Source organism: Candidatus Hydrogenedens sp., from assembly GCA_035361075.1.
Taxonomy (GTDB): Bacteria; Hydrogenedentota; Hydrogenedentia; order Hydrogenedentales; family Hydrogenedentaceae; genus Hydrogenedens.
Window position 1 is genome coordinate 1 of the sequence record DAOSBX010000028.1, and the last position, 12,111, is coordinate 12,111.

Below are 12,111 nucleotides of genomic sequence, written 5' to 3' on the forward strand. Positions count from 1 at the left end.
AAGGTTAATTAAACCTCCGCTGGTTTTTATAACATTATTATACCATTTAAATTCAATAAAATGCAAATTAAAGGAATGATTATAGGTTAATATATATAATTACAATAATATTGCTAATATTATTTGCCACATCCAACCCTTCATCTATTTAGATTAGAATTCTACTATGTATTCAACCCCTTTAGCATATTTTGTCATATAATTCAAATCGGTAACTTAAATGGTAAGAATGACCATAAAAAAACCAAGATATTTTATTGAAATTCGGCAATTTATTGCGGGATATTAGAATTGACTAAAATCAATTTTTTCGAGTGCATTTGTTACGGTCGCCACCCCCCTATTAATAGGTGCCGGTCCATTTTCCTGGTATCTTAAAAATTCGACATGCCCATCAAAGAAAAGCACATTTGAACCTCCAGGTATATGGTTATATAAAGAAGGGTCGGATGTAAGTTTATCCATCATAACCCACATATTGCTTTGTGCTTTTGCACTGGACGCAGGGTTGTTGATATCCGTAATCAAGAACCGCTCAATACCTTCTCTGAGACGGTAGATTATGTTACTACCACCATTCCCGATTGGAGGTAGTCCTGTCAATGCTGAAGTTGCCTGAGAAATAACAATATCTTTATCGGCTCTACCATTTTCATGTTGCAAGAAGAAGGGTAAAACAGCCTCTAATAACCCTTGAATAATCTGTGTAGGTGCATAACCACTAACAACATTTAAGAAAGGCACAAGGGATAGATTTGTTTGTGGGTCTGTTGTATCTCCACGGTCAAATACCCAGCCTAAGTAATAGTAGCTTACCTGCATGTTCCACATCCCTCGCCCTTTCTGTGAACAGGGAAATGTTATATCCGTCTGCTGAGTAATAGGGTTGATAAGGTTTTCAGAGGTATGTTTAGGGTCAGATGGGCAAATCAGGATATTTACATCTGTTAAATATTCTGGATATACCGCTTTTGGAGAGGGTCCAGCTACAATAATCGATTTATTGCCCATCGATGGGAAACCTATTTGGTCACAATCGATGGCTGTTGCATACTCCATCGGCACAGGTGGATATTTACCACCGGCTGATTCACTGGAATACATCTTAAAAACCAGTCCCCATTGTTTAAGATTATTCTGACAGGAGGCTCTACGAGCGGACTCTCTTGCCCGGGCTAATGCCGGCAACAGGATTGCTGCTAATATCCCAATAATAGCGATTGCAACCAATAACTCTATCAAAGTAAATCCTAATTTTTGTCTCATAAATATCTCCTATGAACTTTTATAATTCCTATGGATATAAGATATTGTGTTTGATGGTTTAGTTATCGGATTTCAATCATTCGTTGGATGGGTACTCTTGCTTTTGCAATGATATCAGGAGGGGCTTCAACTTGATATTGAAGTTTTTTTAGCGATTCCAATGTCTGTTCAAGGGTAATAAGATTCATGTGTTTACAACGCAGGCTACATGCCCGAACAATATTAATCTCAGGGAATTCTGCCTGAATATTATCTCCCATAGCACATTCAGTAAATAAAGCCAACCTCACATTAGGATGTTCTTTTACATACTTGACCATCCCTTGTGTACTTCCGACATAATCCACGTTCTTTATTACATCGGGTGGACATTCTGGATGAGCCAATATTTTCACATCGGGATATTGTTGGCGAACATGGTCTACATCTTCTGGCTTAAACAATTCATGCACTTCACATTTTGCTTTCCACCCAATAACAACGGGCTCAGAACTTGTTTCTATATCATTCATAGTTACTTCATCTGGAAGATAGAACTTTGCACCTAATTCGTTGGCTGTATTACGTGCAAGATATTCATCAGGAACAAAGATAACAGCCTTGTACCCCTGCTTAAAGATATAGGTCACAACACTGCCTGCATTCCCTGAGGTGCAACAATAATCAGATTCCGATTTTGTATCCGCATAAGTATTGACATAGGATACAATGGGAACCGACGGAAACTTCTGTTTTAACTGGATAATATCCTCTCGGCTAATCCCTTCTGCTAACGAACAACCTGCCTCACGAGACGGAACGAGAACCGTCTTGGTCGGGTTTAATATCTTTGCCGTCTCGCCCATGAACCATACACCACAGAATACAATAATATCTGCTTCTGTTTTGCTTGCTACGATAGAAAGATACAGAGAATCGCCAACATGGTCAGGGATAGAATGATATAGGGCAGGTTCCATATAATTGTGCCCCAAAATAACTGCGTTCTTCTCCTCTTTCAATTTAAGTATCTCGTATGCATACTGTGCCTTTAACTCAATTTCAAACTCAGGAAGTATGCCTATTAATCTCTCCTTCATCCGCTCAAGAAGAGTTGAATAATCTTTTATACATGTTCCATTTGGTACATTTTCCATAATGAGATTAATACCTTGTTTTGAAAAATTAAAATATAAAAAGGGAAAATTACATTATACCAGACTATAAGCAATAAACTCGAATATAGCACCTTCGTTCTTTGATAAGATGTTTCTACCTTTAACTACTCCGTCGATACAGGTTTGGTTTCCTCTCCTTCTAAAAGTGCTAAGATAGAGTGCCATGATAAGGAGGCACACTTAATTCGGATTGGAAATTCACGGACACCAGTTATAGCTACTAATTTTCCCCATTTCGTTTCATCCACAGGTGTTTGTGGAGAAGAACGTAGCAATTCTAAAAAATCGCGAATGATGCTTACCGCTTCGTTTACAGGTTGTTTTTCAAGGAATGTCGTTAGTAATGAGGCAGATGCTTTAGAGATAGCACAACCTTGACCAGTAAAGTAGATTTCACGAATTACATCACCATCCAATTTCAAATAGAAGGTGTAATGGTCTCCACATAAGGGATTAAAACCCTCTAATTTTTTGTCATAATCATCAGGGACACCAAAATTTCGTGGATTTTTTGCATGGTCTAAAAGAAGTTTTTCATAAAGTATCTTAGAGGCAGAACTCATTCGAATATTTCCTTAATTTTGTATATCGCTTTTATCAGGGCGTCTATCTCATCTATTACATTATAAACTGCAAAAGAAGCACGTGCTGTACTCGATACTCCATAACGTTCCATAATAGGTTGAGCACAATGATGCCCCGCACGAATAGCAATTCCTTCCTCATCAAGAATCTGTCCTATATCATGTGGATGTGCAGAATCCATTATAAACGATATAACACCAGTGTGATGTTCTTTGGGACCCAATATACGAACACCTGGAATTTCATCTATCGTTCTCATTGCGTATTGTATTAATACTTCCTCATAATCAAATATCTTCTGCATGCCGATAGATTGCAAAAAATCGATAGCGGAACCTAAACCAATGACTCCCTCAATATTAGGCGTCCCTGCCTCAAATTTTTGTGGGGAATGTGCATAGATTGTATTTTCCAAAGTGACATTCAATATCATGCTACCACCTGTTTGGTACGGTTCCATACGTTCTAATAGTGGTGCTCTCCCATAAAGAATCCCTATCCCCGTAGGTCCATAAAATTTATGAGCGGAACAGGCAAAAAAGTCGCAACCCAAATCCTGAACATCAATCGGCATGTGAGCTATACTTTGAGCACCATCAACAATAAATACAGCACCAACGTCATGAGCCTTCTGAGCAATCTCACGAATAGGATTTATCGTCCCTAAAACATTTGAAACATGTGTTACAGAGACAATCTTCGTTTTAGACGTTAGAAGTTCATCAAGACGACTTAAATCTAAATACCCTTCCTCTGTAATAGGAATATATTTCAATTTTGCCCCAGTCTGTCGTGATACCACCTGCCATGGAATCATATTCGAATGATGTTCCATTTCAGTAATTAATATTTCATCATCAGGCATTAATCGAGGGCGAGCATAGGATTGAGCAATTAAATTTATAGATTCGGTTGTCCCTTTGGTAAATACAATTTCACAATCAACCTTTGCATTTATAAATCGTGCAACCTTAGAACGCACTTCCTCATACTTGTCTGTGATTTTTTCACTTAAGTAATGTATCCCTCGATGCACATTAGCGTTCTCTTTCAAGTAATATCGCGTGATAGTATCAATTACATTTTGGGGTTTTTGAGTGGTTGCCGCATTGTCGAGATAAATTAAAGGTTTACCATGAACCATTGTTTCTAATATAGGAAATTGGCTACGAATGCTTTCCAGTCCAAGCCTACGAGCCAATATCTCCGCCCGTAGACGAAGTGATTTCTGAGTTTTTTCCTCTGCAAGGCTCATATATAAAAATCCTTACAAGCTCATAATTAAATAAGGACTAATGAATTCCTTTGTGTTTGGAAATGGAATATCAGCCAATACCTGATTTGCAAAACCACGAACAAGAAGAGACCTCGCTTTCACTGGAGGTATCCCCCTTGATTGAAAATAGTAAATCAATTCCGCAGAAGGAGGTCCAACTGTAGCACCATGTGTACATCGAACATCATCCGCATAAATTTCCAATTGCGGTTTAGCATCAATTACTGCACCATCTGAGAGAGATAGCCCTTTGAACTGTTGGATAGAATCGGACTTTTGTGCATCAGGGGCAATATAAATTTTTCCGCGATACACCGTTTTACTTTGTTCTCTCCCTAATCCACGCCAGTGAATTCGGCTAACGCTTTGCCCTTTTAAATGTTGGATTTGTTGTTGTGTTTCAGAAAAGTGATTCTTTTCGTTCAAGGTTAAACCGTTGATATGACATTGAACATTTTCTCCTTGAATCTCCGCATTGATTTCTGAACGAAGAAATCGCCCTGAAAGATGAAGTGAATTGTAATTTAAGGAACTATCCTTATCTAAGCCTGCTGAAATGGAATGGAATCGTAAAGTCTTTTCTGTTCCCTGAATATTTTCCAAAACGTTAAGATGTGCATTTTTACCTAAAACGATCTTCGTTTTTGCATTTACCCATACGGAGGCACTTTCCGTATTATGCGTTATATAATTTAATGTTATTGAAGCTTGAGCAGTATCGTCAAGAATAATAAGCACCCAGGGAATATCAATTGTGTCCTGTCTGTCAGCAGAACTCATGATATAGATATTCATGGGCTCATCAATAACAATACCCTTGGGTAAATAAATGAAAATGCCGTTATAGAATAACATCTCCGATAAAGCCTCAAATATATGCTGAGGCTCCTTGTCTCGTTCTAAATTACTTTTAAGAAGTTCTTCATGTTCTGACGCCAATATCTCTTTAAAGTCAGAAACTATTATCTTATCTGGCAAATCTATTAAATTTTCATCCATTGTAACAACACCATTTTCCCAAAGAATATGGGCGGAAAAATATTTGTTAATTATTTCTGGTATATGTTCTCTGTGAACCTGTTTCTTTATATCTACAGTCCATTTCCGTTGCGGATTGAAAAATGGTGAGAGGTTTGTTTCCCGCCAGCCCTCCATTTTTGAATGTGGAATAGGTAAAAGTATAAAGGCATTCTTACCGTCTAAAGTAATATCTTTCCACCAATCAGGTATGACATGACCATTTTTTGTATAAGGAATAATCTCTAATAAATTTAACTTCCTTTCATCAACAATATGCGTTTTTTCCATATAAGATATTCCTATCATGCTTTCGCAATTGATAATTCCTGTTCAGAATCTGTTTTCAGCCAATCATAACCTTTTTGTTCAAGTTCTAATGCAAGTGTATAATCCCCAGATTTAACAATTTTCCCCTTATACAACACATGCACAAAGTCAGGTTTAATGTAGTTTAGTAACCGTTGATAATGAGTAATAATAATGAATGAGCGTTTCGGATTTCTCATACGATTAACACCCTCAGCCACAGATTTTAAGGCATCAATATCTAAACCAGAGTCCGTTTCATCAAGTATGGCTAATATCGGTTCTAATATTGCCATTTGAACAATCTCATTCCGTTTCTTTTCACCACCAGAGAACCCTTCATTTACAGATCTATCTGAAAAAGTTGGGTCTAAACCAATTTCCTTCATCTTTTCCTTTAAGATTTTTTCAAAATCCCAGATATCTAAACTTGACAAATGTCTCCACTCACGAATCTCATTCAAAGCAGTATGTAAAAACTCTGTATTCGATAATCCAGGTATTTCAACTGGGTACTGGAACGCAGTAAAGATACCACGACGTGCCCTTTCTTCTGGTGGTGTGGATGTTATGTCCTCACCAAAAAATAAAATCTTGCTTTCTGGGTCTACCTCATAATTTTCATTACCAGTAAGCACTTGGGCAAGGGTACTTTTCCCTGAACCATTTGGACCCATAATAGCATGAGTTTCTCCTGAACCAATAGTCAGGTCTATCCCTTTTAAAATTAGTTGTCCTTCTACGGACACCTTCAAATTTTTGATTTCAAGTAAATTCATCCTACGCTTCCTTCTAAACTAATGCTTAATAATCGTGTTGCTTCAACTGCAAATTCCATAGGTAAATGTTCAAAAACTTCTTTGCAAAAACCGTTAACCACAAGAGATATCGCATTTTCTGGGCGAATCCCTCGTGCACGGCAGTAAAACAGTTGGTCCTCATTAATTTTCGATGTAGTAGCCTCATGTTCTACCGATGCGGAAGGATTCCGCACATCAATATGAGGAAATGTATGCGCTCCACATCGGCTACCAATCAATAATGAATCGCATTGAGTATAATTCCTTGCATTTTCAGCCTTTGGCATAACACGAACCATTCCACGATACGTATTCTGACTCATGCCAGACGAAATCGTTTTGCTGATAATAGTACTCCGTGTATTTTTCCCAATATGTATCATTTTCGTGCCTGTATCTGCTTGTTGTTTATTCCGCGTCAATGCAACCGAATAAAACTCACCCGTAGAATTATCTCCCTGTAAGATACAACTCGGATATTTCCATGTTATGGCGGAACCCGTTTCAACCTGAGTCCATGAAATCCGTGAATTCGCACCAACACATTTGCCACGTTTCGTAACAAAATTAAAAATACCTCCCCGGCCTTCCTCATCACCAGCATACCAATTCTGAACCGTAGAATAACGAATGGTGGCATTCTTATGAGCTATCAATTCAACAACCGCAGCATGAAGCTGGTTTTCATCACGAATCGGTGCGGTACAACCCTCTAAATAACTGACCTCTGCTCCCTCATCCGCTATTATCAATGTCCTTTCAAATTGACCTGTCTGACCCGAATTAATCCGAAAATAGGTCGATAAATCCATAGGACATCGAACCCCTTTGGGGATATACACAAAAGAGCCATCACTAAACACAGCGGAATTTAATGCGGAATAAAAATTATCACTCGGAGGAACAACAGAACCTAAATACTCCCTTACTAATTCTGGATACTTCCGTATCGCTTCGGACATAGAGCAAAAAATGATACCAAATCGACCTAATATCTCCTGATGGGTAGTTGCAACTGAGATACTATCAAAAACAGCATCCACCGCAACACCTGCAAGCCGTTTCTGTTCTTCCAGAGGAATTCCCAACTTCTCAAAGGTACGTAAAATCTCAGGTTCTACATCTTCAATAGATTTTGGGTTCTTCTTCATCTTTGGTGCTGAATAATAACGAATCTTTTGGAAGTCAGGAGTCTTAAATTTTACAAAAGCCCATTTAGGCTCCTTCATCTCTAACCATACCCTATATGCATTTAAACGCCATTCTGTCATCCACTCTGGCTCCTCCTTCCTCTCAGATATTTTCCGTATTATATCTTCATTCAGCCCTATCGGGAAAGGCTCTGCCTCAACAGGTGTAACCCATCCATACGCATATTCCTTATTCACAAACTCATGAATTGCAGTCTCACTGTTATCTAACGAATGCTGAGCATCAAAATCATTCTTTAATATCGAATTTGGCGTATCTATCATTTTTTTTGCTCCCTTGTTATATCCTTTGCAGAATATCTCATATTTGGGTTACATTTTAGTTAACAGTCAAAATTTTTTGAATATTCCCATAGGAACAAAGGACAGTGATATCCCCTTTGCCTTTTCTATTATTTTGCGGGAGTGCTAAAGGTGCCCTTAATTTCAAGTAGTTCTGTTCAGAGATTTCGTCTGGATTGACAAATGGATTTCTAGAATTAAAATTTTTGAAACAAAGAAATAGTTTTTTTAGTCTTAACAAGTATGTTATAAAGGATATCTTCAATATAGGATCTAAACCAATGAACAAAACTATCCATCTCCATTATCTTCCTTATGTTGTGTTATCTTTACTGTTTGTATGTCTGTGTCAATTCCATATATTGGCTCAAGATACACAGCCAGTCTCTGAGGAAGCACAATGGTACCATCCTGAGATTATCGAAAATCCAGAAGTAAAACTTTTAGCCACTGAAGGTAAAGGGAAACTATATCAGATAGGGGAACACCTCCTTTGTGTATTGGAAGGTACATACAAAGAGATGGGCTTCCAACAGGGCAAGTTGCTTGCAGATAGAATAGAGAACATAATGAAAAAAGGATATTTTGTAAAGGCATTATGGAATAGAAACTACACAAAAGAATATGCTTATGAACAGTCAAAACGAATGGCAAAGCATATCCCTGCAGAATACCTTGAGGAAGTGCAGGGAATCTATGAAGGTGTGCAATCAGCGGGGAAAAAAGATATTACCTATGAGGAGGTTCTGTTAGGTTCAGCAGTGCCTGAAATATTACACTTTCCACCAGATAAACCGCCGAGCATGCCCAATAGTTGCTCCAATTTTGCGTGCTGGGGGAGATGGACCACGGATGGTAGACTTATTCATGGGAGGAATTTAGATTGGACTATTAATGCCGACGTTCAGGATGACGCTGTTATTATTGTCTGGCGTCCCAAAGGCAAAAAACCATACATGATGATGACCTGGGCAGGAGCAATTGGTAGTGTAAGTGGTATGAGTTCTAACGGTATAACCATTGGTGAAATGACACTGCCCAGCCCGAATGCCACCTTTGATGGAATGCCATTGCTGGTAACGATGCGTCGTGTATTAGAACAAGAAGATTTAGATTCTGCAGTTAATGTCCTTGTTAAAGGACCACAAACATCAGGTTGGAATTTCATCGTTGGTGATGGAAAAATCCCTTCCGCAAGAGCATTAGAAGTCGATGCTAAACGTGTCGTCGTTTACACCGATAACGACCCTAAAGAATCAGAAGAAACCTTGCATTGGAGTATTATAGATGCGGTGCGTAGAACAAACCATCCAATTAATAAAGATGGTTTACTGGATTTGGCAAAGCATTACGGTCCAGAATTTAATATTAAAGTTGAAAACTGGGAACAACTAAAACTTATTCTTCCTTTGCTGAAAAGTCAGAACTCATTCCAACGTTATGATTGGCTCGGAAAACAAATCACCAAAACAGAAAAGTCTGTGGACATCCGCAAAGCAATCGACATGCTTGCCAATGGACCTGTGTTTGGAGACGACACACTACACTCTTTCGTATTTGACCCTAAAAACCAGGTCGCCTATGTATCAAATGCAGGGAATAATCCACCAGTAACTGCTACACGCCGACCTTTTACAAAGATTGACCTAAAACCATGGTTTAAATAACCAACCCAAATAAAAAATAGCAAAACCTTTGCTTATATCCTTGCTGTTACAAAAAGGATTTTGACTACAAAATAATAGCACAAGCATCCCTATTTATGAATAAAAAAATATATTTGGATTCCTTGGCAAAAATAGTATGTCCATACCTATCTATATTTTGTCAGGAGCGTAATTCCCCTTGCTGGTAGAATATGGCAAATGAGTCAGATAGGTTCAATGCAAAATATAGACGGGAGAGATGTATTAATGGTAGACAGTGTACCACGGATACATTTTCCATACATGTTTGTGAGTGAATATTTTACAAAAGATAAGAACCGAAAATAATGAATGTTTAGTAATGGTTATTTTATTATTTTTATTCTAATGTTACGGAATTGAACTTTCATAGGTGGTCCTGGATGCATTTGAAGGGCAATAAACCCTTTGCGTCGAGAGTATTTTTTGTCGTCGTCGAACACCTCACACATAAGTTTGCCATTGATATAAAGTTCAATATGGTTGCCGATGGCTTTGATTTCATATTCATTCCAATCCTTGAATTTCACTGCGGACAGTAATTCTTTAGGGTCCTTAAATTGTTCCTCTTTACGATTGCCATCGGCGTCAATCCATGCTTTATATCCTCGTTTTACGACAGCCCATCGGTCATGTTGAAATAGACAGCCAGTCCACTCGCCAGATTCGTCAATATCTGCCTGATAGCCCCAAATATCATAATCGGGTCGCTTTTCGCTACGAAATTGGATACCAGAATTGTTATTTTCCAAGCGAAATTCAAGTTTCAGGATAAAGTCTTCGGGTTCTCCTCCTGTCCAATATAGGTAATGGGCGTTTTTACAAGGTTTTTCCTGAGTACTTTGGCTTGTGATGGCTCCATTTTCTACCCACCACCAGCCTGGTAAACCATCCCAGTCATTTAAGGTTTTCCCATCAAAAATAGATACAAATTCGTCTTTTTTATCATTAGCATACGACATGTAAGGGATATATATACAAAGGACAATAATAGAGAGTATAAGTCTAAAAACGTTATAGTTTCTCATATTTCGACTCCTGTTAGTAATTATGTAGGTAATTCGTAACCTTTTCTGCGTGGTCGGGACAGCATAGCATTCCCTTCCTTACAGTTTATGAATTTTTCTTTTTCGGGATTCCATTTTAAGACTTCGCCAACTTTGCCTAAATCACGGACAATATTCACTAAAATACAAATTGTATTACTACGGTGTCCTATTTCTACATCTGTATTACACATCTTGCGTGTTTTAACACATTGAACAAATTCTTCAAGATGGGGTTGTGTTTCTGGAACAGAGAGTTTTTCGGGTCTATCAGGTCTTTGTAAAATTTCTGGTGGGTCCGAAGATACTGCATCGCGGTTAATCTCAATACTACCGTTTTCTCCTACAAAGATACAGCCCAATCCAGGGCCTCGGTCTGAATCGTAATAGAGTTCTAATTCCACACCATTTTCATATCGCATCCGCACCTTGGCTCTTGGTCCTTGTATATCTTTTGTCATTGGATAGTAAGGGGCACCAGTTTCTTCTGGCTTAATTTCGCGTTGTTCAAACAAACCTGCTGGCTTATTTTCTACTTGTTCTTCTAAAATGACCTCTACAGGACCTGTAAGGTCTGTTCCTAATCCTCGCTGAATCTGGTCATAGGCATGTGCTCCCCAACCCGTAACACCAAACGAGACTCCGCCTCCATCATAATCCCACCATTTTGCCCAACCCCGATGTATTTGTTCGTGGTACGGACGGAATACAGCCTGATTTGTCCACAAATCCCACCACGGTTGATTTGTATATGGCGAATCTGGATACTGTGTATTTTCATCCCAGCGAAGTGGACTGACGAAATTAGCAGAGATAACTTTTTTCACTTTACCTATTGCACCATTTTTAACCAGGTCGCTTGCCCAGTTGTTTAGTGGGATGGAACGTTGTTGGGTTCCGACCTGTGTTACTCTTTTATGTTTTCGAGCCAACTTTACAAGTGCCCTTCCTTCTTCTACTGTAAGAGCCATCGGTTTCTCTATATATGTATCGATACCACGAATTAAAGCATGAGCACAAATCCATGCACGGGAATGGGTCGTAGTTGGTACAATGACCGCGTCCAATTTTTCTTTATCCAACATTTCTATTGGATGGGTATATGCATGCCATCCATTCTTCTCACCAACTGCCTTCATTGCGGAATCTAAACGAGGTTGAAAACAATCACATGCAGATATGATACGTGCTGTTGGAATTTGGAAAAGGGTCTTTATTAATTCATTAGACCGACCTCCGAGACCAATAACACCAATCGTTACTTGTTCCGAAGGAGGCGGTGTTCCTTGAGCACCTAAGACAGAGGATTTAATAATAAGTGGTGCTGATAGTGTACATTTTAAAAAAGTACGTCTGTTCATTTTTTGATTCCTTTCAAAAAATTATTAAGATTCCTTAAACCTTTATATTAAATTACAACTTTTAATAAGCAATTAACAAATTACAATGTTTTATTAACGAGACCTATAATGTGTTG

11 protein-coding genes are annotated in these 12,111 nt (G+C 38.4%); 2 read left to right on the forward strand and 9 right to left on the reverse strand.

The features are described 5' to 3' along the window. Positions 1 to 285 precede the first annotated feature (285 nt). From PLJ10_09310 to sufB, 7 genes are all read right to left on the reverse strand, one after another. Positions 286 to 1,266: a DUF1559 domain-containing protein gene (locus PLJ10_09310; protein HOK09846.1), complete on the reverse strand. Its 981-nt coding sequence runs from the start codon at positions 1,264 to 1,266 to the stop codon at positions 286 to 288. 62 nt (positions 1,267 to 1,328) lie between these two features. Beyond that, on the reverse strand, positions 1,329 to 2,402 hold the full coding sequence (gene nadA / locus PLJ10_09315) for a quinolinate synthase NadA (protein ID HOK09847.1): 1,074 nt from the start codon (positions 2,400 to 2,402) through the stop codon (positions 1,329 to 1,331). Positions 2,403 to 2,527: 125 nt separating this feature from the next. Then, positions 2,528 to 2,986, reverse strand: coding sequence for an SUF system NifU family Fe-S cluster assembly protein (locus PLJ10_09320; GenBank protein ID HOK09848.1), 459 nt, complete (start codon positions 2,984 to 2,986; stop codon positions 2,528 to 2,530). Continuing rightward, a complete protein-coding gene (locus PLJ10_09325; GenBank protein HOK09849.1) occupies positions 2,983 to 4,263 on the reverse strand; it encodes a cysteine desulfurase in 1,281 nt (426 codons plus the stop codon). Before PLJ10_09325 ends, PLJ10_09320 begins: the two co-directional genes overlap by 4 nt. Positions 4,264 to 4,275: 12 nt before the next feature. After that, positions 4,276 to 5,592, reverse strand: coding sequence for a SufD family Fe-S cluster assembly protein (locus PLJ10_09330; protein HOK09850.1), 1,317 nt, complete (start codon positions 5,590 to 5,592; stop codon positions 4,276 to 4,278). Positions 5,593 to 5,606: 14 nt separating this feature from the next. Then, positions 5,607 to 6,389 carry a Fe-S cluster assembly ATPase SufC gene (gene sufC / locus PLJ10_09335; protein HOK09851.1) on the reverse strand — a complete coding sequence of 261 codons (783 nt, stop codon included), beginning with the start codon at positions 6,387 to 6,389 and terminating at the stop codon, positions 5,607 to 5,609. Beyond that, the gene (sufB, locus tag PLJ10_09340; protein ID HOK09852.1) at positions 6,386 to 7,885 is read right to left on the reverse strand and encodes a Fe-S cluster assembly protein SufB; all 1,500 of its coding nucleotides are present in this window, start codon (positions 7,883 to 7,885) and stop codon (positions 6,386 to 6,388) included. The genes sufC and sufB overlap by 4 nt, the downstream gene beginning before the upstream one ends. Positions 7,886 to 8,184: 299 nt before the next feature. Between sufB and PLJ10_09345 the strand changes: the two genes are divergently transcribed. Continuing rightward, positions 8,185 to 9,570, forward strand: a complete 1,386-nt coding sequence (locus PLJ10_09345; protein HOK09853.1) for a C45 family autoproteolytic acyltransferase/hydrolase — start codon at positions 8,185 to 8,187, stop codon at positions 9,568 to 9,570. A 198-nt stretch (positions 9,571 to 9,768) separates the two neighbouring features. Then, positions 9,769 to 9,897: a hypothetical protein gene (locus PLJ10_09350; GenBank protein HOK09854.1), complete on the forward strand. Its 129-nt coding sequence runs from the start codon at positions 9,769 to 9,771 to the stop codon at positions 9,895 to 9,897. 17 nt (positions 9,898 to 9,914) lie between these two features. Here PLJ10_09350 and PLJ10_09355 read toward each other — a convergent pair whose 3' ends face one another. Both PLJ10_09355 and PLJ10_09360 read right to left on the reverse strand, forming a co-directional pair. Then, positions 9,915 to 10,616 (reverse strand): DUF1080 domain-containing protein, encoded by a 702-nt coding sequence (locus PLJ10_09355; GenBank protein HOK09855.1) that lies wholly within the window; start codon positions 10,614 to 10,616, stop codon positions 9,915 to 9,917. A 20-nt stretch (positions 10,617 to 10,636) separates the two neighbouring features. Beyond that, the gene (locus PLJ10_09360; protein ID HOK09856.1) at positions 10,637 to 11,995 is read right to left on the reverse strand and encodes a Gfo/Idh/MocA family oxidoreductase; all 1,359 of its coding nucleotides are present in this window, start codon (positions 11,993 to 11,995) and stop codon (positions 10,637 to 10,639) included. Positions 11,996 to 12,111 lie beyond the last annotated feature (116 nt).